Below are 26,118 nucleotides of genomic sequence, written 5' to 3'. Positions count from 1 at the left end.
CGTGAATAGACGCAACTTTTTAAAAATCGCATCAGGCGGTGCGCTGCTGGCGGGAAGTACTTCCACCAGCTTTGCTGCAGCGGAAAACCGCCCGCCGATTCCGGGTTCGCTGGGAATGCTCTATGACTCAACGCTGTGCGTAGGCTGTCAGGCCTGCGTTACCAAGTGTCAGGACATCAACTTCCCTGCGCGCAATCCGGAAGGGCCGCAAACGTGGTCGAATAACGACAAGCTCTCTCCTTATACCAACAACATTATTCAGGTATGGAGCAGCGGTAACGGTGAACATAAGGATCAGGAAGTCGACGGCTACGCCTACATCAAGAAGCAGTGTATGCACTGCGTCGATCCGAACTGCGTTTCCGTATGTCCGGTTTCCGCGCTGAAAAAGGATCCGAAAACCGGCATAGTTCACTATGACGCAGACGTCTGTACCGGCTGTCGTTACTGCATGGTCGGCTGTCCTTACAACGTACCGAAGTACGACTATAACAACCCGTTTGGCAAACTGCACAAGTGCGAGCTGTGCAACCAGAAGGGCGTTGAGCGCCTGGACAAAGGCGGTCTGCCGGGCTGCGTTGAAGTCTGCCCTGCCGGTGCGGTGATTTTCGGCACTCGCGAAGATCTGCTGGCTGAAGCCAAAAAGCGCCTTGAGCTCAAGCCAGGCTCGGAGTACCACTATCCGCGTCAAACCGTGCATTCAAATGACCCCTATCTGCATACGGTGCCGAAGTACTATCCGCACCTGTACGGTGAGCATGAAGGTGGCGGTACGCAGGTTCTGGTATTGACCGGCGTTCCTTACAAGAACCTGGATTTGCCGGAGCTGGCTGACCTCTCTACCGGGGCGCGTTCTGAACACATCCAACATACGGTGTATAAGGGCATGATGTTGCCGTTGGCCGTTTTAGCGGGCTTGACCGTGCTGGTTCGTCGCAACACCAAGAACGACCATCACGAAGGAGGAGACGATCATGAGTCATGATCCTAAACCGCTGGGCGGGAAACTCATCAGCAAACCTGTTTTGATTTTCGGGCCGCTGGTTATTCTGTGCCTGATCTTCATCGTCAAGCGTTTGGTTTTGGGCCTGGGCTCGGTATCCGACCTGAACGGCGGCTATCCCTGGGGTATCTGGATTGCCTTTGACCTTTTGATCGGCACCGGCTTTGCCTGCGGCGGCTGGGCGCTGGCCTGGGCGGTCTATGTCTTTAATAAAGGCGAATATCACCCGCTGGTTCGTCCTGCGCTGTTGGCCAGCCTGTTCGGCTACTCGCTGGGCGGTCTGTCCATCACCATTGACGTAGGCCGTTACTGGAACCTGCCGTACTTCTACATTCCGGGGCACTTTAACGTGAACTCGGTGCTGTTTGAAACGGCAGTGTGTATGACCATCTACATCGGCGTGATGGCGCTGGAGTTTGCTCCTGCGCTGTTTGAGCGCCTGGGGTGGAAGGTTTCGCTTAAGCGTATCAACAAGGTGATGTTCTTTATCATCGCGCTGGGCGCGCTGCTACCGACCATGCACCAGTCATCAATGGGTTCACTGATGATCGCAGCCGGTAACAAAGTGCATCCGCTGTGGCAAAGCTACGAAATGCTGCCGCTGTTCTCTCTGTTTACGGCGTTTATCATGGGCTTCTCGATCGTCATTTTCGAAGGTTCCTTGGTACAGGCCGGGCTGAAAGGCAACGGGCCTGAAGAGAAGCACCTGTTTAACAAGCTTATCGGAACGCTCAGCGTCTTCCTGTTGCTGTTCCTGGTAGCTCGCTTCGGTGAGATTATCTATCACGATAAGCTTTCCTACGCGTTCGCGGGTGATTTCTACTCTGTGATGTTCTGGATAGAAATCCTGCTGTTGGCGTTCCCTCTGGTAGTGTTCCGCATTCCTAAAATGCGCAACGACTCTCGTATGCTGTTTATCGGCGCGTTGAGTATGCTGTTGGGCTGTGCGATGTGGCGTATGTCCTACTCGCTGGTTGCCTTCAATCCGGGTGGCGGTTATCACTATTTCCCGAGATGGGAAGAGCTGTTAATTACAATTGGCTTTGTGGCTATTGAGATATGTGCCTATATCTTACTCATTCGTCTACTGCCGATTCTTCCACCGTTAAAAAAACAAGTTAATAAGCATCAAGAGGCGAGTAAAGCATGAGCCAACGAATCACTATTGACCCGGTAACTCGTATCGAAGGTCACTTACGCATTGACTGCGAAATTGAGAATGGAGTTGTCTCCAAAGCCTGGGCGTCAGCAACCATGTGGCGCGGTATGGAAGAGATCGTGAAGGATAAGGATCCTCGCGATGCCTGGATGATCGTGCAGCGCATTTGCGGCGTATGTACGACGACCCACGCGCTGGCTTCCGTTCGCGCCGCTGAAAGCGCACTGAAAATCGACGTGCCGCTTAACGCGCAGTACATCCGTAACATCATTCTGGCCGCGCACACTACGCACGACCACATCGTTCACTTCTATCAGCTGTCCGCGCTGGACTGGGTGGACATTACTTCTGCGCTGAAGGCCGATCCGGCCAAAGCGGAAGCGCTGCTGAAGGGCGTGTCTAGCTGGCACCAAAACAGCGCCGAAGAGTTCACCAAGGTGCAGAACAAGATTAAGAGCCTGGTCGCCAGCGGTCAGCTTGGCATTTTCGCCAACGGCTACTGGGGTCACCCGGCGATGAAGCTGCCGCCTGAAGTGAACCTGATAGCAGTAGCGCACTACCTGCAGGCGTTGGAATGCCAGCGTGACGCTAACCGCGTTGTAGCTCTGCTGGGCGGCAAAACTCCGCACATCCAGAACCTGGCCGTTGGCGGCGTTGCCAACCCGATTAACCTGGACGGCCTGGGCACGCTGAACCTTGAGCGCCTGATGTACATCAAGTCCTTCATCGATCGCTTAAGCGACTTCGTTGAACAGGTGTACAAAGTGGATACCGCCGTTATCGCCGCCTTCTATCCTGAGTGGCTGGCGCTGGGCAAGGGCTCGGTAAACTACCTGAGCACGCCGGAATTCCCGACCGATCGCAAAAACGGCAGCTTCCTGTTCCCGGGCGGTTATATCACCAACAGCGATCTGTCTACGTTCCGCCGCATCGACTCTCAGTCCGATGAGTACCTGATCAAGGGCATCGAAGAGAGCGCTAAGCACGCATGGTATAAGGACGAAGAGCCGCAGGCGCCGTGGGAAGGCACCACGATTCCTAACTACACCGGTTGGGACGCTGACGGCAAATACTCCTGGGTTAAGTCTCCGACATTCTACGGTAAGGCCGTTGAAGTGGGTCCTTTGGCCAACATGCTGTGTAAGCTGGCCGCGGGTCACGAAGCGACCAAGACCAAGCTTGAGGAAATCGGCGCGCTGTATACTAAACTAACCGGTAAGACTATCGGCATTGACGACCTTCACTCTACGCTGGGCCGCGTCGTTGGCCGTACCGTTCACGCCTGTGAGCTGCAGCAAGTGCTGCAGGATCAGTTCAATGCGCTTATCACCAACATCGGTACCGGCGATCACGTGACCTTTGTTAAGCCGAACATCGATCCTAACGTTGAGTACAAAGGCGTTGGCTTCCTGGAGGCTCCGCGCGGTATGCTGTCTCACTGGATGGTCATTAAGGGCGGCAAGATTGCCAACTATCAGGCGGTTGTACCGACGACCTGGAACTCCGCTCCGCGTAACGCGAACGGTGAAATCGGGCCGTACGAGCAGTCGCTGATTGGAACGCCGATCGCCGATCCGGCGAAGCCGCTGGAAGTGGTTCGTACCATTCACTCCTTCGACCCTTGCATGGCTTGTGCGGTGCACGTAGTTGATGCTGATGGCAACGATGTAGTTACAGTTAAGGTTCTTTAATGCGGATATTAGTATTAGGCGTCGGCAACGTGCTGTTGACCGACGAAGCGATTGGGGTTCGTATCGTTGAGGCGCTTGAGCAGCGCTACGACCTGCCGGAATACGTGGAAGTTCTTGACGGCGGTACCGCCGGAATGGAACTGTTGGAAGTGATGGCTGACCGGGATCACCTGATCATTGCCGATGCCGTGGTTTCCAAGAAGCGTACGCCGGGAACGATTATGATCCTACGCGACGAAGAAGTTCCGACGCTTTTTACTAATAAGATCTCACCGCATCAGTTAGGCCTGGCCGACGTTCTGTCGGCCCTCCGCTTTACGGGGGAATTCCCCCGTAAGCTGACGCTTGTCGGCGTGATCCCTGAGTCTCTTGAGCCGCATATTGGCATGACGGCGACGATTGAAGCGATGGTTGAACCTGCCCTGCAGGAAGTGCTCGCCGCTTTACGTGAGTCCGGCGTGGAAGCGATACCCAAGGAGCAGTAAGAATGTCCGACGAGATTTTAGGTTACGAAAAAAGCCCTACGCCGCTGGTTCAGGCCGCCTTTGAAGTGATTGCCGAACGGTCGATGCACGATCTTTCTTTCCTTCATCCCAACATGCCGGTCCATGTTTCCGACTTTACCCTGTTTGAAGGACAGTGGGTTGGCAGCGTCGTCACGCCCTGGATGCTCAGCGCACTGATTTTTCCCGGCCCCAATCAGGTTTGGCCAAAGCGTAAGATCAGCGAAAAAATTGGGCTGACGATGCCCTATGGCACCATGACGTTTACCGTCGGCGAGCTGGAAGGCGTTTCCCAATATCTGACCTGCTCACTGATGTCTCCGCTGGATAAAAAGCTTTTGCCGGAGCAGGGCGTTCAGCTGGCGAACGACTGCGTGCGGATGCTGCTGTCTCTGCCGGTCAGCGATCCCGATGCGCCGACCCAGTTAGCCCGCCGAGCTCTGCTGCTGGGCCGCAGGAACAGCGGCGATGCATGAGCTGTCCCTCTGCCAGAGCACCGTTGACATCATTTCGCAACAGGCTCTTCAACACGGCGTTAAGCGCGTCACCGGCGTCTGGCTGGAAGTCGGCGCGCTTTCCTGCGTTGAAGAAGGCGCGCTGCGCTTCGGTTTCGACGTTGCCTGTCGCGGTACGGTAGCGGAAGGCAGTCAGCTGCACATCATTCATAAAGCGGCGCAGGCCTGGTGCTGGGACTGTAGCCGAGAAGTGGAAATCACCAGCCACGAAGCGCAGTGTCCTCATTGCCAAGGCTTTCGACTCCGCGTCGATAACGGTGATACACTACAGATTAAAGAAATCGAAGTTGAATAAGAGCCTACCTCATTAGGCTATTTTATTTGCTATTTTGACCCCGGCAGCGCTCACTCATCCTCGCGTACTGCACGTACGTTTCGGTTTTGCACGTCGGCCGAGCTCAAACTAGCGGCAACGATAGCGCCTAATGAAATAGGCTCTACACTTAGGCTTTGACCGTCATTCCCGCCTATCGATTCAGGGGCGTGTGCGGCCTGGCCTCCAAACCGTGACGGGATATTTCCCGAGGGAGACTTTATGTGTACTACCTGCGGATGCGCCGCCGGCGAGCGGCGAATTGAAGGCGACGATCGCGCCCATCACCATGAGCACGGACACCATCACGCTCACGGACACGATTACCATCACGAGCACGGCCATGGCCACCATCATGCCCATGAGCACGATCACCACCACGAGCACGGCCATGACCACCATCATGCTCATGAGCACGACCATCACCACGCTCACGAGCACGGTCATGATCACCACCATTCTCACGGCCACGGCCATCACCATTCCCATGATCATGACGGCACTCTGTCGCGCACGGTGATTATTCATCACCACTATCACCATCAGGGGGACGTTCACCATCACGTGCATACCGCGATCGCCAACAAGATGGGCGACGTCGAGTTTGAACTCGAGATGGAAAACGAAGCCGCGGAAAAGCCTAAAGAGACTTTTGCGCCGCGCGAGGTGGAGAACGAGCAGGGCGGCAGCTCTCTGGACTACGGCCACGGCGAAGCGGGAACGCACGCGCCCGGCATGGACCAGAAGCGCATGCTGCAAATTGAAATGGACGTGTTGAGCAAAAATAACCATTTGGCCGAGCACAACCGCGCCTATTTTACCGAGCAGCACATTCTGGCGCTGAATTTGGTTTCAAGCCCCGGTTCCGGTAAGACGACGCTGTTGACCGAAACGCTCACGCGCCTGCGCGACAAAGTGCCCTGCGCGGTGATTGAAGGCGACCAGCAGACTACGAATGACGCCGAGCGCATTCGCGCCACCGGCGTACCGGCGATTCAGGTGAATACCGGTAAAGGCTGCCATCTGGATGCGCAAATGGTGCAGGACGCCGCGGCTCGCCTGTCTTTACAGAAGGACAGCGTGCTGTTTATTGAAAACGTGGGTAATCTGGTTTGCCCGGCCAGCTTCGATCTGGGCGAGCGCGCCAAGGTTGCGGTGCTTTCCGTGACGGAAGGGGAAGACAAGCCGCTGAAGTATCCTCACATGTTCGCAGCGTCGAAGGTGATGCTGCTTAATAAGATTGACCTGCTGCCTTACCTGAGCTTTGACGTTGACGCCTGTATCGCCAACGCACGCAGGGTTAATCCTGAAATTTTGGTTATTAAAGTATCCGCGACCAGCGGTGAGGGTATGGACGCCTGGCTGTCGTGGTTGGAGAGTCAACAATGTGCTTAGGCGTACCCGGCCAAATCGTTGCCGTAGGAAACGATATCCATCAACTGGCGCAGGTTGACGTTTGCGGCGTAAAGCGCGACGTCAACATTGGCCTTATCTGTGAAGGGGAACCCGCCGATCTTCTCGGTCAGTGGGTTTTGGTTCACGTCGGCTTTGCGATGAGCATTATCGACGAAGAAGAGGCTCAGGCGACGATTGAAGCCCTGACGGCGATGAGCGCGTTAGAGCACGAGGTCGGCGACTTCCTTGGCATCAATGCCGGAGCTGATGATGCAGTACGTCGATGAGTTTCGCGACCCGGAGCTGGCTAAGGCGCTGCTGGCGCGCATAGCACGCACCGTTTCACAGATTGAGTGGGCGAAGCAGCGCCCGCTGCAATTAATGGAAGTCTGCGGCGGCCATACGCACGCGATTTATAAGTTTGGCATCGACCAACTTCTGCCGCCGGAAATCGAGTTTGTTCACGGCCCCGGCTGCCCGGTGTGCGTGCTGCCGATGGGGCGGATCGACGGCTGTATCGAGATTGCCGAACGGCCTGACGTTATTTTCTGTACTTACGGCGACGCCATGCGCGTGCCGGGGCGCAAGGGTTCGCTGCTCGATGCCAAGCGAAGAGGCGCCGACGTGCGCATCGTCTATTCGCCTCTGGACGCCTTAACCTTTGCTGAGCAGAACCCTGGCAAGCAGGTGGTGTTTTTCGGCCTCGGGTTTGAAACCACCATGCCGAGCACGGCGATCACGCTACAGCAGGCGAAGCGACGCGGGTTGAACAACTTTTCTATTTTCTGCCAGCACATCACCATTATCCCTACGCTGAGAAGCCTGCTTGAGCAGCCTGACGTACGCATTGACGGCTTTTTGGCGCCGGGCCACGTCAGCATGGTGATAGGAACCACGCCCTACGGCTTTATCACTGAGGATTTCCACAAGCCGCTGGTGGTGACCGGTTTTGAGCCGCTCGATATCCTGCAGGCGCTGGCGATGCTGGTGGAACAGCTCAAAGACGGACGCTGCGAAGTTGAAAACCAGTACAAGCGGATCGTTCCCGCTCAGGGAAATACCCTTGCTCAAAAGGCGCTGGACGAAGTTTTCGAACTGAAAGAAAGCAGCGAATGGCGCGGGTTGGGCGAAATCGCCGGTTCAGGCGTGCGTTTGACGTCGGCCTATCGCGAATTTGACGCCGAGCTGCGTTTTAATACTCAGGAACATAAGGTGGCGGACGATCCTCAGGCGCGCTGCGGCGACGTGCTGACCGGGCGCTGCAAGCCCAACGACTGCCCGCTGTTCGGCACTCGCTGTACGCCGCAAAACGCGTTTGGCGCGCTGATGGTCTCTTCCGAAGGAGCCTGCGCGGCTTATTATCAATATCGTCGGTAACGGGTTTAAGCATGTCATTTAGTGAAAAAGACGTCGTGACTATGGCGCACGGCAGCGGCGGTCAGGCCATGCAGCAGCTGATTGAAAGCCTGTTTTTGCAGGCGTTTTCCAATGCGGCTCTCAATGAGCGTGAAGATCAGGCCCGCATTCCGCTTTCCAAGCTGACCTCGCTGGGCGATCGTCTGGCGTTCAGCACCGACAGCTACGTCATCGACCCGCTGTTTTTTCCCGGCGGCAACATCGGCAAGCTGGCGGTGTGCGGTACGGTAAACGACGTAGCGGTGAGCGGCGCGGTGCCGCAGTATCTCTCCTGCGGGTTTATTCTTGAAGAAGGGCTGCCGCTTAAAGATTTGGAGCAGATCGTTACCGCCATGGCGAAGACGGCCGCCGACGCGGGCGTTGAGATTGTCACCGGCGATACCAAAGTCGTGCAGCGCGGCGCGGCGGATAAGGTGTTTATCAACACGGCCGGTATCGGCACCATTTCTTCCGCCATTCAGTGGGGCGCACAGCATATCCAACCCGGTGACCGCATTTTGGTCAGCGGTACGCTGGGCGACCACGGCGCGACGATCCTCAACCTGCGCGAAGGGCTGGGGCTTGAGGCCGAACTCAAGAGCGACTGCGCGGTGCTGACGCCGCTGATCGCGCCGCTGCGCGATATACCGGGCGTTCGCGCCCTGCGTGACGCAACGCGCGGCGGCGTTACCGCCATTCTGCACGAGTTCGCCGCCGCCAGCGGCTGCGGCATGTCGATTAGCGAAGGCGCGCTGCCGGTGAAAAACGCCGTGCGCGGCGTGTGTGAACTGCTGGGGCTGGAGCCGCTTAACTTTGCTAACGAAGGCAAGCTGGTGATTGTCGTTTCGCCGGAGGCCGAACAGGAAACGCTGACCCGGCTCAGAGCGCATCCTCTGGGGCAGGACGCCGCCGCCATCGGCACCGTAACCGAGAATAAGCGCGTTCAGCTGACCGGAATATTTGGCGCAACCCGCCTGCTTGACCTCCCACACAGCGAGCCGCTGCCGAGGATTTGTTAAATAGACGGTCGTTAAGAGCGTTGTAAAAACGACCCTTACCAAGGCTGAACCGGATATACTTCCCGTTCAGCCTTTGTTTTTAGACGAAGTGGTTCATGCCGTCTGTGAGAGGAATAAAATGGATTTTATAAGCGTTGGCAAGAGCGTCCGGCGTTGGTTGAGCGTGAATATTTAAACTGTATATAACCTGTACAGAATCGGACTTCGTTCTTATCAATGGATGATTAGCGCATGGCAAAGAATAACGATAAGGCCCACCAGCGGGCGTTGAAAAACGCATGGAAGCAGCAACAGCAGGAGGCTTTTGAAGCCGATTTACCGATGACTCGGCCCTTGTTTCAGCTCCTGTTTGACTATTTGGACCGCGAGGTTGATAAAAAGGGATGCGACCACTCGCTTACCCTGACGAAGAGGCTTCTTGCCGAGCGCGGTGTAGAAAATGCAGAAGCCGTCATCGCGTGGCTTAACGACAACGGCGGCTACTGCGACTGTGAAGTTCTCTTTAACGTTGAAGAGAAGTTTGAATAGCCCAGGAATGATAGGCCCGTCGTTCTGACGGGCCTAAATGGTTTAAAACAGCTCAACCACCATTGGCGCATCCTGCGTCAAGCGGTATAGCGGTACTATGTCAGCTCCTTTTGTTCCCTCTTTTGGCAACGTGATGATGCCGTTTGCGACAAAGCTGCTCTGCGTTTCCGGTTCCAGCGCGGCGACCGCCAGGTTTGCCAGCGGCTGATTCATCGGCACGTAGTAATAGCCTGCGATGTCGGTGAGCACTTCGCCGCTCAGTTTGGCCGTGACCTGCACCATTTCGTTGCCCGTCTTTCCAATTTTGCCGGTCACGTCGGTCTTGCGGTTTGCCTTGCGCTCAACGATGTCGTAGCGTTCAACCGGCGCACGCTGTTCGGACTTGACGACGTAAACCTCGATGCCCAGTTCGCGCAGCTTTTTTGCTGCGGCTTTCTGGCTGACCGGCAGAAGATAGCCATAGGGGCGAGGGCGGGTCAGTACGGGTTCAATCGTTAAAGAGGAGCGCCAGTCTGCGTCAAAGGTTTTGGGCTCGCCGGTTTTGGCGTCTAGCAGCGTGACTTCTTGCGTACCTTTAGCCGCCTTGCCCTTTACGGTGAGCTCGCCTTTACCGCTGGCCTCAATGACTTCATTGCGTACGGCGCGTCCCAGAGCCAACAGCTGTTCCGGCTGCTTGGCAGCCGCGTTGACCATGGCCCGCATGGCAACGAACTGCGTCCAGACCCTGCGCTCGAAGTGTGCCTTTCCTATGCCGACGCCGCGCGTTTCCAACAGGAAGGAAACCGAATTGCGCAGGCCGGCGACGTTGCGCATGGCGTCAGCGCCGACGCCGCCCATAGAGAGCGTTTTATCCTCAAGGTTAATCTGGTTGGTCGTGTAGTAAACGAAGGCGTTCAGCGAGTTTTCTTTGAAAGCGGCGAAGATGGTTTCGTTGTAGGTGGACTTCATCGCTTCACTGAGCGAAGCCGGGAGGTTGGTCGTCGTGGCGTACTGCACCAGCGCATCGTACCCTTGCACCGCGTCAAACTTCTTTACCCAGCGCCCGGCGACGCTGAACTCATGGGCGTCCAGAACGACGTCAGGCTGATATTGAGTCATTAGCTGATTTATTGCCCGGCTTTCCGGCGAGGCTAAAAGCAGGTGATCGCGGTTGAGGTTGACGCCGTTGGCGAGGTCGCGCGTAAAGTGCTCGGCGCCGTCTGGATTCGCGCGCGGGACGATCAGCACGTTAATCCGAGACAGAACGTCCCCTTCTTTATTTTCCGCCAGGCTTTTAGCGTATGCCAGAGCCGCTTCACCGGCAGCGGGCTCATTGCCGTGCTGTAGGGCAACGATGAGTACCGTCGGCTTGCCGTTTTTCATCAGCGTCTGCGCGGAGGCCGCCCGTTCGGCGGAGAAAACCAGCATAGGGATCGCTCGACCCTGCTGTGAACGCCCGAGCGTTTTAACACGCAGATGGGGAGAGGACTGCGCCAGCCGCTCAATAAAATTCTCCATTTCCTTCTGCGAAGTAAAGTCGACTTTCCCTTTTTTAAATGCGGGCGTATCAAACTGAACGCCCTTGGGCTCTGTGAAGCGCTCGGCTACCGCTGGCGGTTCCTGAAACTCTTTTGTGGGATCGAACTTGGCGTAAACGGATGATATCGGGCTAGCCAACGCAAGGAACAGTGCGGATAGAATAAAACGACGGGGGGACAACGGCATGCAGCCTCCTGAAGGGTTAACGGTATTATTGTATGAATAGCGAGCCTGACGGTGGCGGCTTAGCCTGAACGATTGACGCCAAGCAGAGTTGGATATCGTTAAGTAAGGCGCCTGATAATTATTGTAATAACTAACATTTGTTACTATTAGTTTACATCATCAAATATATGGATGTTTGTGGCGCATTGGAGGTGTATCACATTTTTAGATAATTGTCCGATCCTTCGCGATAGCGCCCGAGATGTAGTATTTATTGACGATAACACCATGGTTTTACGATTAAAAAGAGCAGAGAAGCGCGAAGAGAGAATAAACCAGTGTGAAAGGCGGCGTCTGTTTGCCGTTTATGATGAGCGTGCTTTATTCAGTAAACTGCTGCGAAAGGAAATATAAAAGAGCCGCCGCAGTGCGGCGGCTCAACAAGGGGCTATCAGTTCAGACGTTCAACGATCATCGCCGTTCCCTGACCGCCGCCGATGCACAGCGTCGCCAACCCGTAGGTCTTATCGTGTGCTTTAAGCGCATGCAGCAGAGTAACGAGGATGCGCGCGCCGCTGGCGCCGATCGGATGGCCTAGCGCGATAGCGCCGCCGTTGACGTTGACTTTGGCCGGGTCGAACCCGAGCACTTTGCCGACGGCCAGGAACTGGGCGGCGAAGGCTTCGTTGGCTTCGATAAGGTCAATGTCCGAAAGCTGCATTCCCGCCTTTTTAAGCGCGTTCTGCGTTGCCGGCACCGGACCCATGCCCATCAGCGATGGCGCAACGCCGCCGCTGGCATAGCTCTTGATACGAGCCAAAGGCTTGAGGCCGAGCGCCTTGGCACGGCTTTCCGTCATCACGACCAGTGCCGCGGCGCCGTCGTTAATACCTGAAGCGTTACCGGCGGTAACGGTACCCTCTTTGGTGAAGGCCGTACGCAGCTTCGCCAGCCCTTCTGCCGTGGTGTCCGCCTTAGGGAATTCGTCGGTATCAACTACGGTCTCGCCTTTACGGGTTTTGACCGTTACCGGCACGATTTCTTCTTTAAACGCACCGCTATTGATGGCGGCAACGGCCTTTTGCTGAGAGAAGAGCGCCAGAGCGTCCTGCTCTTCGCGACTGATGCCGTATTCTTTAGCGACGTTCTCAGCGGTGATACCCATGTGGTAGTCGTGCGTTGCGCACATCAGACCGTCTTTCAAAATGACGTCCACAAGCTTGCCGTCGCCCATGCGATAGCCCCAGCGGGCCTTGCTGTCGAGCAGGTAAGGTGCCTGACTCATGTTTTCCATCCCGCCAGCGACCACGATCTCCGCGTCGCCTGCGGCGATGGACTGAGCTGCCAGCGCTACGCTCTTAAGGCCGGATCCGCAAACCTTGTTGACGGTGTAAGCGCAGACGGATTCGGCAATGCCGCTTTTCAGCAGCGCCTGACGTGCCGGGTTTTGGCCCAGACCCGCTTGCAGCACGTTGCCGAAGACGACTTCTTCAATCAGCTCAGCGCCAATCCCCGCACGGGCAATGGCTTCGCGAATGGTTAAAGCGCCCAGATCGACGGCCGCGACAGAGGACAGTGCGCCGTTAAAGCTGCCGATGGCGGTACGAGCGGCGCTGACGATGACTATATTATTCATCACTTAAATTCCTTATATGCTCGTCATACTTCAAGCTGCGAGTGCGTTGGCTGTAAATACTCGGCCCATCCATGGGCCTCGCCCTTGCGGGCCGCCGCAAACGGCGTTCAAATCTGTTCCAGACAGATTTGTCGTTCACCCCAGTCACTTACTTATGTAAGCTCCTGGGGATTCACTCTCTTGCCGCGTGATTCACCCCTACGGGGTTCCCCCTTTCAGGGCCAGCGCTAGCGCTGTTCAAAACGCCTTAGGCGTTTTGTCCCGCAACTCGAATTATTTAGAGCAAAGTTGTAGTTATCAGAATACCGTAAGGCCGATAACGAATATCAGACCAGAGAACAGCAGGGCGGTAACGCAGTAGCCCATGATGTCGCGAACGCCCAGGCCCGCAATGGCCAGAGCCGGCAGAGCCCAGAACGGCTGAGCCATGTTCATCCACTGTTCACCGTAGGCGATAGCCATGGCGGATTTACCCAGGTCAGCGCCCAGCGCCTGTGCGGCAGGCATAACGAACGGACCCTGGATAACCCAGTGGCCGCCGCCTGACGGAACGGCAAAGTTAATGATGGCCGAGCTGAAGAAGGTCATCACCGGGAAGGTGTCCTTGTTGGCGACGTTGATGAAGAACTCGGTGATAAGCCCACCCAGACCGGAGTGTTCCATCATCAGTTGGATACCGGCATAGAACGGGAACTGCACCAGAATGCCCGCGGTGCTTCTTGCCGCAGCGGAAATGGCGCGCATGTAGGCCATCGGCGTCTTGTGCAGCAAAATACCGGCAATCATGAACATCATGTTGACGGTGTTGATGGTGATATTGAAGCCCTTCTCATAGAAGTACATGCCCAGATAGGCAATGCCGAGCGCGCCGATAATAAAGGCGATAATGCGGCTTTCTTCCATTTTCTCCGCGACAGGCGCATCGGCAGGCAGCTTCTTCTGGTAGTCCGCTTCTTCTTGCAGCAGCGCCGGGTCGACGGTAATAACATCGCCGGGCTTTGGCATCATCATGCGGGTGACAAAAGGCATAATGACGATAAGCGCCAGAGTGATAAAGATGTTGTAGCCGGTGAAGATAGTCTGGCTAACCGGGATCAGGCCGGCAATGTGCTCAACCGGGTTGCCGGGCGTCGCCGCCAGCAGGGGCATAGAGCCGGAAAGGCCTCCGCCCCAGGTCAAAAAGCCGATGTAGGCACAGGCGATAAGCAGCGGATAGTCTGAACCCTTAACGCGGCGAGCCACTTCGCGAGCGAACATGGCGCCGACCACCAGGCCGAACCCCCAGTTGATAACGCAGGCGACTGAACCAAAGAAGGTGACCAGCATAACGCCCTGAGCGGGCGTTTTGGCCGCAGAGGCCGTCAGGCGCAGTACGCGCTTGACGGGCGCAGAGCTTGCCAGCGCGTGGCCGGTAACGATAATCAGCGCCATCTGCATGCCGAAGCCGAGCAGGTTCCAGAAGCCGTTACCCCACATTTGCACCATGTCGACAGGCGTATGCGGCGTCAGCGCCAGCGCGATGACAAACGTCAGCATGGTCAACAGCATGGCAAAAATTAGCGGATCTGGCAGATAACGGCTTACAAATCCGGTTAAGAAGCGGGAAATACGACCGATCATGCGACACCTTCCTCAACAACGATCGGCATTTCCTTCACGTTGGCTGCAACAATGTAATCTGCGTCGGTCTTCTCACGGATAGTTTCCAGAGAAACGCCCGGCGCGCGTTCTTTCAGCACCAGCTTGTCGCCTTCAAAGGCGAATACGGCCAGTTCGGTCACTATCATGCTGACCTTGTTTTTGGCCGTCAGCGGCAGGGTGCACTGCTTTAAAATCTTGGAGGAACCGTCTTTAGCGCAGTGTTCCATCGCAATAATAACGCGCTTGGCGCCGGTAACCAGGTCCATTGCGCCGCCCATTCCCGGAACCATTTTCCCCGGTACCATCCAGTTGGCCAGGTTTGCGTTTTGGTCGACCTGCAGGCCGCCCAGTACGCTTGCGTCAACGTGGCCGCCGCGGATCAGCGCAAAGGAGAAGGCGCTGTCGAACATGGCTGCGCCAGGAAGCAGGCCGCAGGGCTGGCCGCCGGCGTTAACCAGGTTTGGATGCGCTTCGGTAACCGGGCCCAGGCCCAGAAAGCCGTTTTCAGACTGAAGCGTGATGTGGATGTCCTGAGGCAGATAGTTCACCACCTGCGTCGGCAGGCCGATGCCCAGGTTTACGATGTCTCCATCATGTAGCTCAAGGGCTACGCGGCGAGCGATAAGTTCTTTAGCATTCATGATTAGCACTCCTGGGGGGCAACGATGTAGTCAATCAGGGCGCCGGGGGTCATCACGGCGTCGGGGGCGATGTCGCCAACTTCGACCTGAACGTCCGGTTCAGCAATAACGACGTCTGCCGCTAGAGCGATAAGCGGGTTAAAGTTGCGGGCGGTCAGCTGATAAACCAGGTTGCCCTGCTTGTCGGCAATGTGAGACTGAACCAGCGCAAGGTCGGCGCGCAGCGGAAGTTCTAGCAGGTATTCAACGCCGTTTTGAGTAATCTTTTGTTTGCCTTCTTCAACCACGGTGCCCACGCCGGTCGGCGTCAGGAAGCCGCCCAGGCCTGCGCCGCCGCAGCGGATGCGCTCAATCAGCGTACCTTGAGGAACCAGTTCGACGTCCATTTCGCCGGCGATCATGCGTCTGCCGGTTTCAGGGTTGGTGCCGATGTGAGAGGCGATAACTTTCTTTACTCTGCCGTTAACGACCAGAGGGCCGATGCCGGTATCTACAAACGCGGTATCGTTAGCAATAAGGGTTAAGTCTTTGACGCCAGAGTCGAGCAGAGCCTTGACTAAACGCGGCGGTGTTCCCACACCCATAAAACCGCCAACCATGATGGTCATGCCATCACGAAAGTGTTCAGCAGCTTGCTGTATGTCAATCTGTTTGTTTTTCATAATTATTCCTTATAGTTGATGCCCGAGGACGAGCTCGCATAAGGAATTGCAAGGGGTGTGCCAGCCGCATGCTTACGGGGCGATTTTCACCGTAAGTCCAGGTAACATTTTAATAATTAAAGAGTTAAACAGGCTTTGCAGCGGTAGCTGAATCGAGAGCAGGGATGAAACAGGCGGTCAGAGAGTGCAATTTTTTGCACAGGTGTGCATTTTTTGTTTCACCATTAAGATGGGAAAGGGCCTGAAGCGTCGGGCCCTTTGAGTCGATATGACACAGGTATAACTATTCTATTTCGTATTCCTGCAGCTTATACATCAGCGCTCGGCGGCTGATGCCCAGCGCTCTTGCGGTTTGAACTCGATTGCCCTGATTGCCGTTGAGTGCGTTACAGATAAGCTCACGCTCGTAGGCCTTCAGGTTCTCTTTTAGCGTATGCCCCGTCAGCGTATGCACGGTTTCGCTGATGTGGGGGACGTTTTGCTGCCGCTGCAGGTGTTCGGGCAGTTCGTCGGGGAAGATAATAAAGCCGTTGCTCATGATCACTGCCCGTTCAATGGCGTTGGAGAGCTCCCTGACGTTTCCCGGCCATGGGTAGGCTTCCAGAATCGCCAGCGTGCTGGGATCAAGTTCGACGATTTCTTTGCCGTTTTCCGCGCTGAATTTTTGTAAAAAGTGCTGCGCTAACAGAGAGATATCTTCAGGGCGCTCCCGCAGGGGAATCGGGGACAGGTGGATAACGTTCAGGCGATAGAAGAGGTCCTGGCGAAACGTTCCCTGTTCAACCATCTGCGCCAGGTTGCGGTTGGTGGCCGCAATAAGGCGAATATCGGTTTTGATGGTCTGGCTGCCGCCGAGCCTTTCAAATTCACGCTCTTGCAGAACGCGCAGCAGTTTAACCTGTAGGTTATGGGGCATTTCGCCGACTTCATCCAGCAGCAGCGTTCCCTGATTTGCTCGTTCAAACAGGCCCTGTCGCTGGGTTTGCGCGCCGGTGAACGCCCCCTTCTCGTGGCCGAACAGCTCGCTTTCCAGCAGCGACTCGGGCAGCGCGCCGCAGTTTATTTTAATAAATGGCCCTTTGGCGCGGGGGCTGTTGTAGTGGATGGCCTTGGCGATAAGCTCTTTTCCCGTCCCGCTTTCGCCCGTGATAAGCACGCTGGCGCTGCTTTGGGCGATTTTAGCGGTATCGCGGCACAGCTCCATCATTTTGGGACTGTTGGTTAAAATGCGATCCCACTGGTAGCTGTCCGACAGCGCGCGGTGCAGCAAGTTGATCTCCTGCTTCATTTCGCACAGCTGCATGGCTCGGTCCACCATCAGCTTTAGCTCATCGAGCTCAAAGGGCTTGATGACGTAGTCGAAAGCGCCGAGCCTCAGGGCCTCGACCGCCGTTTCAACGGCGGCGTAGGCAGTCATCAGGATAACGGGGGTATCCTTATTGGTCTTACGCATCATCTGCAGCGCGTCGATGCCGCTGAGCCTGGGCATGCGGATATCCATCAGCACAACGTCCGGCGACTGCTGTTTGAACAGTTCAACGGCCTGATGGCCGTCCTGCGCGCAGATGGGCTGGTGGCCGTTGTGTGAAAAGAAGGCCATCAGCATGCGTAAAACGCTCTCTTCGTCGTCAACGAGCAGAATGCGGTACGATTTTTTCATGGCAAGATTCCTTCGCTGTGCGTCACCGGCAGAATAATAATAAAGGTTGAGCCTCGGTTGAGTTCGCTTTCCACCATGATATCACCTCCGTGGGACGCAATGATGCGCTGGCTGATAGAAAGCCCAAGCCCGGTTCCGGATGACTTGGTGGTGTAGAACGGATCGAAAATTTTCGCCTTGATGGCGTCAGGGATGCCGCAGCCGTTGTCCTTTATCCGGATTTCCTGCCTGTCATCGGAGAGCGTGCGCGTAGAGATGTCGATTTCCCCTTTGGCGTTGATGGATTGGACGGCGTTAATCAGAAGGTTAAGGATGACCTGCTTAAGCAGCTCTGCGTCGGCGTGGATCTCCGGCAGCTCTGCATCCAAATTGACGTGGAAGTCGATTCTGGCCTCAAGCCCGCGGGTTTTCACTAAAATCAGGCTTTCGTTAATAATCTGATTAAGCATGATTTTCTGGTGAAGGCTTGGGCGAGGGCGGGCAAAGTCCAGCAGTTGCTGAATAACGCGGTTAATGGAGCGAACCTCTTTGAGTACGATATGCGTGTACTCAAGACGCTGCGGGTCCTGCTCCCCTTCTTTAAGCAGCTGAACAAAGCCGCTGATGGCCGTCAGCGGATTTCGCACTTCGTGGGCCACGCCCGCCATCAGTTCGCCCAGCGTGGCGAGGCGCTCGGCCTGTTCGATGCGCCGCTGAACCTCTTTGGCCGCCGTCAGGTCAGTGAAGATAACCAGCGCGCCGACGGTTTCGCCCTGAGCGTTGTGCAGCTGGCTGGTGCTGACGCTGATTTGAATAGTACGCCCCTTGCCCGGGAAGTTGACCTCCTGCGCGACGTGGTCGATGCCGCGCTCCAGCGTATCGAGCACCGGACTGTCGAAGTCGGTATGCACGAAGATTTCGGCATAGGGGCGACCGATAAGCTCTTTCTTTTTGTAGCCGGTGATGGTTTCACCCGCCGGGTTTATCATGGTGACACAGCCGTTGATATCGACAGAGATAACCCCATCCGCTGCGCTTTCTACGATAAGCTCATTGAGCGTCTTGGCTTCTCGAAGCGCCCGAGAAAGGGCGTTGACGCTGCCTGCTATCTCCCCCATTTCTCCTTTCATCGGCGGAATGACGGTATTGAGATCTAACGGAAGTTCGTTGAGCCCTGCCTTAATTGTGTCTATATCGGAAGCGAACCGGCGAGAAAATGCGGCGATAAGCCAAACGCTGAGCAGCATGCCGACGGCGATGACCGTCATGATTTTGATATCCATTGCCAAGGCTTGGCGGTCAATGTCGTTTGACAGCTCGTTGGCCCAGATGTAGCCGATGACCTGACCCTCCCGCTTAATCGGGATCATGGAGTTCATGATGTTGCCGCGCACCTGTGAACCCCACTTAACCAGAGGTTCTCCGCTGGCCATGACCTCGCGGCCGGGGTGGTCCGGCTTGATGGAAACGCCGACGGCGTAGCCGTATTGCGCCTGCGGCCCGTAGGTCACGATGGCGTCGAGTTCGCGGTGATAGTAGCCCGCCCCCACGCCGGAAAATGCTTTGGTGATCCGATCGGTTCTCTGCGCCAGCAGGCGGTTTAGTGCCTGGATCCTGTCTTCGCGCGACAGGTTGGCATAGCGCTGAAAATCGTCTCCCAGCGCTTCGTCCAACAGGTGAGTGACGGCGAAAAGCTTGATTCTTTTCTCTTCCAGCAACGCGTCTCTGCCCTCGGTTTCAACAAAATAGCCGATAACCAGCGTGGGCACGGTGACCATCAGGATGGCCAGCATCATCATTTTATTGCGCAGCGTGTGTGGGAGACATGTCGACAGAGCGCGTTTGGCCGTGGATAAAAAAGCAGGCATGGTAACCGGGTCCTTGGTGCTTCGAGATAAGGTAACTAAAGTGTCGCCAGAGCGTTGGCCCACGACTATAGGATCTTATTCTTTTGGAACAAGAAGCAACAGGGCAAAATGTGAAGAAGCTCTAAAGGATTATCGGGCCGCTGCCCGCGAGTCGGGTTCCCAGACGCGGCTGCAAACGTTTCTCAACAGCGCGCGGCTGTGGCTGATGACGACCATCGCCAAGGGGCGGCGGTCGCTTATCTCTAAGAGAAAGCGCCACACTTTAGCCTGAATGAAAGGGTCCAATTGGGCGGTGATTTCGTCGGCGATCAGGTAGCGCGTTTGGGGGGCCAGGGCGCGCAGCAGGGCAATGCGCGCCAGCTCTCCGCCGGAAACCTCATCAGGGTAACGCGTTAGCAACCGTGGATGGAGCGACAGCGCTTCAAGCCATTCCTCCTCCGGCTGCCAAACGTCGCGCAGCGCAGCGCCGACGGTGCGCGCGGGGTTAAACGTGCGTTCAGGGTGCTGAGGAACCAGTTGAACCGGGCAGTAGCCGCTGGCTGGAAGCGGCTCGCCGTCCAACATAACTTCGCCTGCGCTCGGCCGCTGCCAGCCGGCCAGGACTCGCCCTAACGTCGTTTTCCCATATCCGCTGGGCGCAAAAATGCCAAGCCGCTCCGCTGACCCAATGGACAAATTCAGCGAACGCCACAGCTCAGCGCCGCCCTGATGGACGCTCAAATTATGCGTTTGCAGCATGAACCGCGTTATCCTTAGGCTCGTTGAAAAAATCAAACTCCGGCAGCGAGCGCCACAGCGACTGTATCCATGGGCTGCCGCCGCCGCTGCGAAGCTGGCGGGCGCAGAGCGTCTCTTTAAGTTCGCCCTGGTGGAGAACCGCGATTCTATTGGCATAGCGGGAAGCCAGATGCAGGTCGTGCGTAACCCACAGTACCCCGCGGCCCTCCTCACAAAGCGTTTTTAGATGCCCCATCAGGACTTCCGCATGTCGTTCGTCAAGCCAGGCCGTTATCTCGTCGGCCAAAATAAAGCGCGACTGGCTCAACGTGGCGCAGCTTACAAGCACCCGCTTGGCCATACCGCCGGACAGCGAAAGGGGATAGCGATTGAGCAGGTCGGGCGACAGGCGATAGCGCTTCAGCCTCTCCACTATCTCGTCATTGCAGGGCATATCGCCGCTCAGGCCTGCGGCTCTCTGGATCTGCCTGCCGGTTTTAATCAGTGGGTTAAGGGCGCTGACGCTCTGGGGAATATAGCCCAAAACGCGCCCCCTTAGTTCTTGCAGCCGCTCGTGGGGAACGTCGTGGCCATCGAGCAAGATGCGGCCTTGGGCGCTGATGGCGTCAGGCAGCAGGCCAAGCAGGCTTTGCAACAGCAGGCTTTTTCCTTCGCCGCTGCCGCCGACCAGCGCGACCAGCTCCCCACGTTGAAGCGTAAGGTTGATATCGCTCAGCATCGGTTCAAACGTCGTTTTTCTCAGCCAGCGATGTTTGCCCTGGAGCAGGGTGACGTTTTTTAGTTCTAACATGAGGTTCTCCTCAACCAGACCTTTTGCAGGCTGCGTGCCAGCAGGTCGATAGTGAGCACCAGCGCGACCAGCGTTAAGCCGGGGTAAAACGCCAGCCACCAGTCGCCGCTAGCCAGATAGCGCAGCGCGTCCGAAAGCAGTAGCCCCAGAGAGGCTTCGTGAGGCTCCAGGCCGAATCCAAGGAAGCTCAGGCCCGCGCTGTGCAACACCGCGTGGGGGAAAATAAGCAGCATGCCGACGACGAGCTGGGGCAGCAGCAGGGGAAGAAAATGCCGGTAGCAGCACTGCCAGTACGTCGATCCCGTTCGACGCGCCAACAGCACGTAGTCCGCCGTTCGAATGCGCATCAGTTCGGCCCGCAGGATCAGCGCAAGCTTGGGCCAGTGGGTGAGTGAAACGGCCAGAATCACGCCCCACTTGCCGCCGCCGAAGGTAAAGCAGATAAGGATCAGCAGCAGAAGGTGAGGCAGGGCAATAAAGGTATCGGTTAAGATTTGAACCAGCTGCTCCAGCACTTTGCCGAACTGGCCGGTAGCGGCGACGGCCAGCGCAATCAGCCCGCTCAGCAGGGCGGACGTAGCGCCAATCTGAACGCTGGTCATCATGCCCTGAAGGCAGCGAAGCCAGAGGTCGCGCCCCAGGCCGTCGGTTCCAAACCAAAATTGGGAAGAGGGCGCGGCGCGGCGGGCGAGCAGGTTTAAGGTTATGTCCTGATTTAGGGCGTAGGCGCCCGCTCCGAGCAGGGTAACGAGTATCGCTAGCGCTAGCGCAAGCCGCAGCGCTGCGCCGTTAAGGGAATACCTCATTCCTCCCTCCTCAGCGGCGCGTTGAGGTGCTTAAGGATTAACGAAGAAAGCGTATTGCCAATAAAGACCAGCAGCGCGGCGAACAGGCTAATCCCTAGTAGCAGAGGGACATCGCCACGCAGCCCTGCGTCGATCGTAGCCTGTCCGAGCCCGGGATAGGCGAATACCTTTTCCGCCAGCAGCGCGCCGCCTAACAGCTCGCCCAAAGAGGCGAACTGGAGACAGACGGCCGGCGTGAGGGCATGGCGCAGCAGGTGAAAGCGGAGCATAGGCCACCCGCCGTCACCCTGAGCGTAGGCATAGCGAATGAATTCGCTGCTGCTGGCCTGCTCAATGCGGGCGCGGGTGTGCAGCGCAATGTTGCCGACGCCGAGCAGGCTTAGAGTGAGGGTGGGCAATATCAGGTGATGAACCCGCTCGGCAAACGTCGCATCTTCCTGCGTAAGCCCTGGCGGCCAGGCGCAGCAAATGGGCGCCCACTCAAGCCTGACGGAGAAAAATGCCAGCATCAAAAGGCCTACCCAGAACGTAGGTAAAGACGAGAGAAGATAGCTGAGCGAGCGAATAAGCGTATCCGGCCAGCGGTTGAGGTAGCGCCCGGCCGTCAGGCCAAGCGCGATGCCGAAAACGCCGGAAAGAAGCCAGGCGCCGGCCAGCAGGGCGAAAGAGGTCGCGAAGCGCTGGGCGATGACGTCAACCACCGGCGCGTTGTAGACCATGGAGTACCCCAAATCACCCTGAAGGGCCTGCTTTAGCCACAGCAGAAAGCGCTGCCAAAGCGGCTGATCCAACCCCCAGCGGGCGGCTATTTGCGCGTACTGTTCTGGCGGAACGTGCAGTAAATCGTTGCCGATATAGGCGCGAACGGGGTCGACCGGTGAAAAGCTCAGCAATATGAAAATACCTGCCGTTACCGTGAACAGCAGGCAAATGAGCCTAAGCGAAACCGACGGTCGCGACGTCATTACTTGCAGGTCCAGCGCCAGCCGTCGAGGTTGTTTAAGACCGTCCAGTCTCCGTGCGCTTCCGGCGCGCCTTCGCCCAGGCTGACGCAGGGGTTTACCAGATAGGTATGGTTGAGGTTTAGCAGCCAAACCCAGGCGGCATCTCCTCGTACGCCGGCGCCGGTCGCGCCGTCCCAGTCCACCTTTTGCCAAAGGGGGATGGCTGCCTGCCAGTCTGGCGCTTCAACGGCTTGCTTCAGGCGTTCGTCTACCACGCCGTTGGCATAGTAGCCCGGGTTAAAGTAGCCTTCTCCTCCCAGCCTGCTGGCGTAGTGATGATAGAGCTCCATTGGGTCCAGGCTGCCCCAGCCAAACAGCGTGGGGTTGGCATGCATATGGCGTTCGACGGTTTCCCAACTGCCCGATTTCAACGACACCTCGATGCCCAGCGGCTTCATCATGGCGCTGAACGCCTGAGCCAGATCTCGCCGCGTGCTGTCGCCGCTGGCGTACCACAGCGTGACCTTGGCCTGAACGCCGTTCTTCTCCCGGATGCCGTCCGGCGTTTTAGTCGTCCATCCGGCCTGATCCAGTATTTGTTTGGCTTTGTTCAGATCGCCGTCTTTAAATTTGGCGTTTGGATTGTCCCACGGTAGGCCGTCTACGGCGGTAAAGGCCGGGCGGGCCTGGCCGTCCAGCAGCTGCGTGGCCAGCAGTTCCCTGTCGACAGCGTAGTTAATCGCCTTGCGAATAGCCGGGTCGGCGGTGACGCCGTTGCCTACGTCATTACCCTGAGCGTCCTTTTTCCCCGGCGGCGTCATCGGAAACATAATCCCGCGGTTTTCCACGCTCTTTTGTACCAACAGCTTCATATTAGGCACGGCCTGATTGGCCATCGTTTGCGGGATCCTTATTAAATCCAGACTGCCGCTGGCTGCCGACGCGTAGGCGCTGTCCTGATCGAGAAAGACGAACACCAGCTTTTCAAAATCGTTCTTCTGCCCGGCGTAGTAAGGGTTCGCTTCTACTATTAGCTGTTGGCCGGGCTGCATGCTGCTAAGCCGATAGGGGCCTGCACCTATGGGGGACTGTGCGAAATTTTTTCCGTATTTCGCTTCGGGTACGATGCCCAGCGCGCCGAGTACGTTGATAAAAGTGCTTTCAGGGTGTTTCAGCGTAATTGCGACCGTGCGCTCATCAAGCGCTTTGGCCAGGCTGAAGCTGCCCATATCGGCCTTACCGCCGCTAACGGCGGCCTGATTGTAGGAAAACGCAACGTCTCTCGCCGTCAATGGCGAGCCGTCGGAAAACTTAAGGTCAGGCTTCAGGCGAAGCGTCCAGGTCGTGCCGTCATCGCTTAACGAGTAGCTTTCGGCCAACAGAGGCCGAAAGGTGAGATCGGCGTTTTGCCGCAAAAGAGGAGCGTGTAGTAAAACGTAGCTGCCGTGGCTCCAGCCTAGCAGAGGGTCGAACCCTTCAGACGGCTCTGCGCCAATGGCTAGCTTGAGCGTGTGGGCCTCTGATGCGGCTACAGGAATGAGCGAAAGGGCAGCGGTAAGGCAAATGGCCATAGAGGAGAGCTTTATTTTCATAGGGAGTCGGCTCCTTTTAGTCAACCGGGCGGTGTGATGAACGCGCGTGACTCATAACTTTTAATGAAAAGTTCATACTTTGGTTCGGGCGAATTTATAGCAGGGGCAAAAGAGCGGCGCTTTGATATAGATCGAATTATTGAAAGTCGATGAAAAACGAAGAAGAAATGTCGTCGTCTGAGAACTGTTTAAAAGTTCTTCAAATTTGGTGTGGGAATTGGCTACAATGTATACTTCGTTGGTGAAAAAAAGATTGCTTTGACCAAAAATTGAGCGATAGCGCATTAAACTGAATTTTTTTGTTGCATCGCGCTTCATGTCTCCCTAGAATGCGCAGCACTTGATGCCGGCTTAGCTCAGTAGGTAGAGCAACTGACTTGTAATCAGTAGGTCGCCAGTTCGATTCCGGCAGCCGGCACCAGCCAAGCGTCAAGAAAAGAAAATTAGGTGGGGTTCCCGAGCGGCCAAAGGGAGCAGACTGTAAATCTGCCGTGACTCACTTCGAAGGTTCGAATCCTTCCCCCACCACCATTATTCACCACAGCGATGTGGTAAAACCGGTAGGCAGCTTCATTCTGGAGCGCCTGTTGGAAAGGTAGAGCGACAAATTGTCCTTTACCGATATAGCTTGATTGTGTTGACGCGAAGTGGCGTTAATACAGTGTCTGAAAAGACACCTGAAAGGGGATGAGTAAGAGCTCTGTTGGAGTTCAGCACTCAGCAAGGCGAGAACGACTACTCAGGTAGTTACCCGGAGGGTGTTCCACCCAAAGCGTTATCGCAGCGTATCGAGTTATTCTTCCCCCACCACCGAGTTTAGAGTGTTGAAGCACCAGGTCGCTGAGTTCGGAACTGCGGGCATCGTATAATGGCTATTACCTCAGCCTTCCAAGCTGATGATGTGGGTTCGATTCCCACTGCCCGCTCCAAGTGCTGATATAGCTCAGTTGGTAGAGCGCACCCTTGGTAAGGGTGAGGTCGGCAGTTCGAATCTGCCTATCAGCACCACTTTCCTTTCTCCGTTTTTATCCCCTGACTTCCTCTATAACTCAATACCGTTGTTGTACAAGCTTTTGCTTGGTTAATGTGGTTTAACCACGATCTATCGTGTTTTAGAGGGACTATCGATGTCTAAAGAAAAATTTGAACGTACAAAACCGCACGTTAACGTCGGTACTATCGGCCACGTTGACCACGGTAAAACTACGCTGACGGCAGCAATCACCACCGTTTTGGCTAAGACCTACGGCGGTAACGCTCGCGCATTCGACCAAATCGACAACGCGCCGGAAGAAAAGGCTCGCGGTATCACCATCAACACTTCTCACGTTGAATATGACACCCCGTCTCGCCACTACGCGCACGTTGACTGCCCGGGGCACGCCGACTACGTTAAGAACATGATCACCGGCGCCGCTCAGATGGACGGTGCAATCCTGGTAGTAGCAGCGACCGACGGCCCGATGCCTCAGACTCGCGAGCACATCCTGCTGGGTCGCCAGGTAGGCGTTCCGTACATCATCGTATTCCTGAACAAGTGCGATATGGTTGATGACGAAGAGCTGCTGGAACTGGTTGAAATGGAAGTTCGTGAACTTCTGTCTCAGTACGACTTCCCGGGCGACGACACTCCGGTAGTCCGCGGTTCTGCGCTGAAAGCGCTGGAAGGCGACGCCGAGTGGGAGGCGAAGATCATCGAGCTGGCGGGCGCTCTGGATAGTTATATCCCAGAGCCTGAGCGTGCGATTGACAAGCCGTTCCTGCTGCCTATCGAAGACGTATTCTCTATCTCCGGTCGTGGTACCGTTGTTACCGGTCGTGTAGAGCGCGGCATCATCAAAGTCGGTGAAGAAGTGGAAATCGTCGGTATCAAAGATACCACCAAGACCACCTGTACCGGCGTTGAAATGTTCCGTAAGCTGCTGGACGAAGGCCGTGCGGGCGAGAACGTGGGCGT

24 protein-coding genes and 4 tRNA genes are annotated in these 26,118 nt (G+C 56.3%); 16 read left to right on the top strand and 12 right to left on the bottom strand.

Annotation, left to right across the window (positions count from 1 at the left end):
• Position 1 precedes the first annotated feature (1 nt).
• From hybA to G544_RS0117235, 11 genes are all read left to right on the top strand, one after another.
• Positions 2-985: a hydrogenase 2 operon protein HybA gene (hybA, locus tag G544_RS0117285; RefSeq protein ID WP_027275756.1), complete on the top strand. Its 984-nt coding sequence runs from the start codon at positions 2-4 to the stop codon at positions 983-985.
• On the top strand, positions 975-2,153 hold the full coding sequence (hybB, locus tag G544_RS0117280; RefSeq protein WP_027275755.1) for a Ni/Fe-hydrogenase cytochrome b subunit: 1,179 nt from the start codon (positions 975-977) through the stop codon (positions 2,151-2,153). The genes hybA and hybB overlap by 11 nt, the downstream gene beginning before the upstream one ends.
• Positions 2,150-3,853 (top strand): hydrogenase 2 large subunit, encoded by a 1,704-nt coding sequence (gene hybC, locus G544_RS0117275; RefSeq protein WP_027275754.1) that lies wholly within the window; start codon positions 2,150-2,152, stop codon positions 3,851-3,853. Before hybB ends, hybC begins: the two co-directional genes overlap by 4 nt.
• Complete coding sequence (locus tag G544_RS0117270; RefSeq protein ID WP_027275753.1) at positions 3,853-4,338, top strand: HyaD/HybD family hydrogenase maturation endopeptidase; 486 nt, start codon at positions 3,853-3,855, stop codon at positions 4,336-4,338. The genes hybC and G544_RS0117270 overlap by 1 nt, the downstream gene beginning before the upstream one ends.
• A 2-nt stretch (positions 4,339-4,340) precedes the next feature.
• The gene (gene hybE / locus G544_RS0117265; protein ID WP_027275752.1) at positions 4,341-4,832 is read left to right on the top strand and encodes a hydrogenase-2 assembly chaperone; all 492 of its coding nucleotides are present in this window, start codon (positions 4,341-4,343) and stop codon (positions 4,830-4,832) included.
• Positions 4,825-5,166, top strand: coding sequence for a hydrogenase maturation nickel metallochaperone HypA (gene hypA, locus G544_RS0117260; protein WP_027275751.1), 342 nt, complete (start codon positions 4,825-4,827; stop codon positions 5,164-5,166). The genes hybE and hypA overlap by 8 nt, the downstream gene beginning before the upstream one ends.
• A 240-nt stretch (positions 5,167-5,406) precedes the next feature.
• Positions 5,407-6,579 carry a hydrogenase nickel incorporation protein HypB gene (gene hypB, locus G544_RS0117255; protein WP_027275750.1) on the top strand — a complete coding sequence of 391 codons (1,173 nt, stop codon included), beginning with the start codon at positions 5,407-5,409 and terminating at the stop codon, positions 6,577-6,579.
• On the top strand, positions 6,570-6,866 hold the full coding sequence (gene hybG, locus G544_RS0117250) for a hydrogenase maturation factor HybG (RefSeq protein ID WP_027275749.1): 297 nt from the start codon (positions 6,570-6,572) through the stop codon (positions 6,864-6,866). The genes hypB and hybG overlap by 10 nt, the downstream gene beginning before the upstream one ends.
• Positions 6,850-7,956 carry a hydrogenase formation protein HypD gene (hypD, locus tag G544_RS0117245; RefSeq protein ID WP_027275748.1) on the top strand — a complete coding sequence of 369 codons (1,107 nt, stop codon included), beginning with the start codon at positions 6,850-6,852 and terminating at the stop codon, positions 7,954-7,956. The genes hybG and hypD overlap by 17 nt, the downstream gene beginning before the upstream one ends.
• Positions 7,957-7,967: 11 nt before the next feature.
• Positions 7,968-8,993 carry a hydrogenase expression/formation protein HypE gene (gene hypE / locus G544_RS0117240; protein ID WP_027275747.1) on the top strand — a complete coding sequence of 342 codons (1,026 nt, stop codon included), beginning with the start codon at positions 7,968-7,970 and terminating at the stop codon, positions 8,991-8,993.
• A 231-nt stretch (positions 8,994-9,224) separates the two neighbouring features.
• Entirely contained in the window at positions 9,225-9,521 is a 297-nt protein-coding gene (locus G544_RS0117235; protein WP_027275746.1) for a DUF2695 domain-containing protein, read from the top strand.
• A 42-nt stretch (positions 9,522-9,563) separates the two neighbouring features.
• Here the strand turns inward: G544_RS0117235 and G544_RS20900 are convergent, their stop codons facing one another.
• The 12 genes from G544_RS20900 to G544_RS0117175 all read right to left on the bottom strand — a co-directional run bounded on the left by G544_RS20900 (position 9,564) and on the right by G544_RS0117175 (position 24,161).
• The gene (locus G544_RS20900; RefSeq protein ID WP_051155815.1) at positions 9,564-11,225 is read right to left on the bottom strand and encodes a M14 family metallopeptidase; all 1,662 of its coding nucleotides are present in this window, start codon (positions 11,223-11,225) and stop codon (positions 9,564-9,566) included.
• 430 nt (positions 11,226-11,655) lie between these two features.
• The gene (locus G544_RS0117225) at positions 11,656-12,840 is read right to left on the bottom strand and encodes an acetyl-CoA C-acetyltransferase (RefSeq protein ID WP_027275745.1); all 1,185 of its coding nucleotides are present in this window, start codon (positions 12,838-12,840) and stop codon (positions 11,656-11,658) included.
• Between the two features lie 297 nt (positions 12,841-13,137).
• The gene (locus G544_RS0117220) at positions 13,138-14,460 is read right to left on the bottom strand and encodes a TIGR00366 family protein (RefSeq protein ID WP_027275744.1); all 1,323 of its coding nucleotides are present in this window, start codon (positions 14,458-14,460) and stop codon (positions 13,138-13,140) included.
• Positions 14,457-15,122: a CoA transferase subunit B gene (locus tag G544_RS0117215; protein WP_027275743.1), complete on the bottom strand. Its 666-nt coding sequence runs from the start codon at positions 15,120-15,122 to the stop codon at positions 14,457-14,459. Before G544_RS0117215 ends, G544_RS0117220 begins: the two co-directional genes overlap by 4 nt.
• A 2-nt stretch (positions 15,123-15,124) precedes the next feature.
• Positions 15,125-15,784 carry an acetate CoA-transferase subunit alpha gene (gene atoD / locus G544_RS0117210; protein WP_027275742.1) on the bottom strand — a complete coding sequence of 220 codons (660 nt, stop codon included), beginning with the start codon at positions 15,782-15,784 and terminating at the stop codon, positions 15,125-15,127.
• A 283-nt stretch (positions 15,785-16,067) separates the two neighbouring features.
• Positions 16,068-17,444: an acetoacetate metabolism transcriptional regulator AtoC gene (atoC, locus tag G544_RS0117205; protein ID WP_027275741.1), complete on the bottom strand. Its 1,377-nt coding sequence runs from the start codon at positions 17,442-17,444 to the stop codon at positions 16,068-16,070.
• Entirely contained in the window at positions 17,441-19,291 is a 1,851-nt protein-coding gene (gene atoS / locus G544_RS0117200) for a two-component system sensor histidine kinase AtoS (protein ID WP_071783414.1), read from the bottom strand. The genes atoC and atoS overlap by 4 nt, the downstream gene beginning before the upstream one ends.
• 129 nt (positions 19,292-19,420) lie before the next feature.
• Positions 19,421-20,029: an ATP-binding cassette domain-containing protein gene (locus tag G544_RS0117195; RefSeq protein ID WP_027275739.1), complete on the bottom strand. Its 609-nt coding sequence runs from the start codon at positions 20,027-20,029 to the stop codon at positions 19,421-19,423.
• Entirely contained in the window at positions 20,013-20,819 is an 807-nt protein-coding gene (locus tag G544_RS0117190; RefSeq protein WP_036024438.1) for an ATP-binding cassette domain-containing protein, read from the bottom strand. The genes G544_RS0117195 and G544_RS0117190 overlap by 17 nt, the downstream gene beginning before the upstream one ends.
• Complete coding sequence (locus G544_RS0117185) at positions 20,813-21,625, bottom strand: ABC transporter permease (protein ID WP_027275737.1); 813 nt, start codon at positions 21,623-21,625, stop codon at positions 20,813-20,815. Before G544_RS0117185 ends, G544_RS0117190 begins: the two co-directional genes overlap by 7 nt.
• Entirely contained in the window at positions 21,622-22,590 is a 969-nt protein-coding gene (locus G544_RS0117180) for an ABC transporter permease (RefSeq protein WP_027275736.1), read from the bottom strand. The genes G544_RS0117185 and G544_RS0117180 overlap by 4 nt, the downstream gene beginning before the upstream one ends.
• Positions 22,590-24,161, bottom strand: coding sequence for an ABC transporter substrate-binding protein (locus G544_RS0117175; RefSeq protein ID WP_134389231.1), 1,572 nt, complete (start codon positions 24,159-24,161; stop codon positions 22,590-22,592). The genes G544_RS0117180 and G544_RS0117175 overlap by 1 nt, the downstream gene beginning before the upstream one ends.
• A 345-nt stretch (positions 24,162-24,506) precedes the next feature.
• Between G544_RS0117175 and G544_RS0117165 the strand changes: the two genes are divergently transcribed.
• The 5 genes from G544_RS0117165 to tuf all read left to right on the top strand — a co-directional run.
• Positions 24,507-24,582, top strand: a tRNA-Thr gene (locus G544_RS0117165).
• Between the two features lie 25 nt (positions 24,583-24,607).
• Positions 24,608-24,692 (top strand) — tRNA-Tyr (locus G544_RS0117160).
• A gap of 323 nt (positions 24,693-25,015) precedes the next feature.
• Positions 25,016-25,090, top strand: a tRNA-Gly gene (locus tag G544_RS0117155).
• A gap of 3 nt (positions 25,091-25,093) precedes the next feature.
• Positions 25,094-25,169 (top strand) — tRNA-Thr (locus G544_RS0117150).
• Between the two features lie 119 nt (positions 25,170-25,288).
• Positions 25,289-26,118: elongation factor Tu (gene tuf, locus G544_RS0117145; protein ID WP_027275733.1), on the top strand; the 830-nt coding region annotated here is incomplete at its 3' end.

Origin of the sequence: Leminorella grimontii ATCC 33999 = DSM 5078 (assembly GCF_000439085.1) — a bacterium.
Classification (GTDB): domain Bacteria; phylum Pseudomonadota; class Gammaproteobacteria; order Enterobacterales; family Enterobacteriaceae; genus Leminorella; species Leminorella grimontii.
The sequence above is the reverse complement of the archived record's forward strand: the minus strand, read 5'-3'. Positions and strand labels throughout refer to the sequence as shown.

What these genes read in the sequence shown, in the direction of transcription:
- hybB (WP_027275755.1), top strand. Translation starts at nt 975, where the DNA reads ATGAGTCATGATCCTAAACCGCTGGGCGGGAAACTCATCAGCAAACCT.
- hybC (WP_027275754.1), top strand. Translation starts at nt 2,150, where the DNA reads ATGAGCCAACGAATCACTATTGACCCGGTAACTCGTATCGAAGGTCAC.
- G544_RS0117270 (WP_027275753.1), top strand. Translation starts at nt 3,853, where the DNA reads ATGCGGATATTAGTATTAGGCGTCGGCAACGTGCTGTTGACCGACGAA.
- hybE (WP_027275752.1), top strand. Translation starts at nt 4,341, where the DNA reads ATGTCCGACGAGATTTTAGGTTACGAAAAAAGCCCTACGCCGCTGGTT.
- hypA (WP_027275751.1), top strand. Translation starts at nt 4,825, where the DNA reads ATGCATGAGCTGTCCCTCTGCCAGAGCACCGTTGACATCATTTCGCAA.
- hypB (WP_027275750.1), top strand. Translation starts at nt 5,407, where the DNA reads ATGTGTACTACCTGCGGATGCGCCGCCGGCGAGCGGCGAATTGAAGGC.
- hybG (WP_027275749.1), top strand. Translation starts at nt 6,570, where the DNA reads ATGTGCTTAGGCGTACCCGGCCAAATCGTTGCCGTAGGAAACGATATC.
- hypD (WP_027275748.1), top strand. Translation starts at nt 6,850, where the DNA reads ATGCAGTACGTCGATGAGTTTCGCGACCCGGAGCTGGCTAAGGCGCTG.
- hypE (WP_027275747.1), top strand. Translation starts at nt 7,968, where the DNA reads ATGTCATTTAGTGAAAAAGACGTCGTGACTATGGCGCACGGCAGCGGC.
- G544_RS0117235 (WP_027275746.1), top strand. Translation starts at nt 9,225, where the DNA reads ATGGCAAAGAATAACGATAAGGCCCACCAGCGGGCGTTGAAAAACGCA.
- G544_RS20900 (WP_051155815.1), bottom strand. Translation starts at nt 11,225, where the DNA reads ATGCCGTTGTCCCCCCGTCGTTTTATTCTATCCGCACTGTTCCTTGCG.
- G544_RS0117225 (WP_027275745.1), bottom strand. Translation starts at nt 12,840, where the DNA reads ATGAATAATATAGTCATCGTCAGCGCCGCTCGTACCGCCATCGGCAGC.
- G544_RS0117220 (WP_027275744.1), bottom strand. Translation starts at nt 14,460, where the DNA reads ATGATCGGTCGTATTTCCCGCTTCTTAACCGGATTTGTAAGCCGTTAT.
- G544_RS0117215 (WP_027275743.1), bottom strand. Translation starts at nt 15,122, where the DNA reads ATGAATGCTAAAGAACTTATCGCTCGCCGCGTAGCCCTTGAGCTACAT.
- atoD (WP_027275742.1), bottom strand. Translation starts at nt 15,784, where the DNA reads ATGAAAAACAAACAGATTGACATACAGCAAGCTGCTGAACACTTTCGT.
- atoC (WP_027275741.1), bottom strand. Translation starts at nt 17,444, where the DNA reads ATGAAAAAATCGTACCGCATTCTGCTCGTTGACGACGAAGAGAGCGTT.
- atoS (WP_071783414.1), bottom strand. Translation starts at nt 19,291, where the DNA reads ATGCCTGCTTTTTTATCCACGGCCAAACGCGCTCTGTCGACATGTCTC.
- G544_RS0117195 (WP_027275739.1), bottom strand. Translation starts at nt 20,029, where the DNA reads ATGCTGCAAACGCATAATTTGAGCGTCCATCAGGGCGGCGCTGAGCTG.
- G544_RS0117190 (WP_036024438.1), bottom strand. Translation starts at nt 20,819, where the DNA reads ATGTTAGAACTAAAAAACGTCACCCTGCTCCAGGGCAAACATCGCTGG.
- G544_RS0117185 (WP_027275737.1), bottom strand. Translation starts at nt 21,625, where the DNA reads ATGAGGTATTCCCTTAACGGCGCAGCGCTGCGGCTTGCGCTAGCGCTA.
- G544_RS0117180 (WP_027275736.1), bottom strand. Translation starts at nt 22,590, where the DNA reads ATGACGTCGCGACCGTCGGTTTCGCTTAGGCTCATTTGCCTGCTGTTC.
- G544_RS0117175 (WP_134389231.1), bottom strand. Translation starts at nt 24,161, where the DNA reads ATGAAAATAAAGCTCTCCTCTATGGCCATTTGCCTTACCGCTGCCCTT.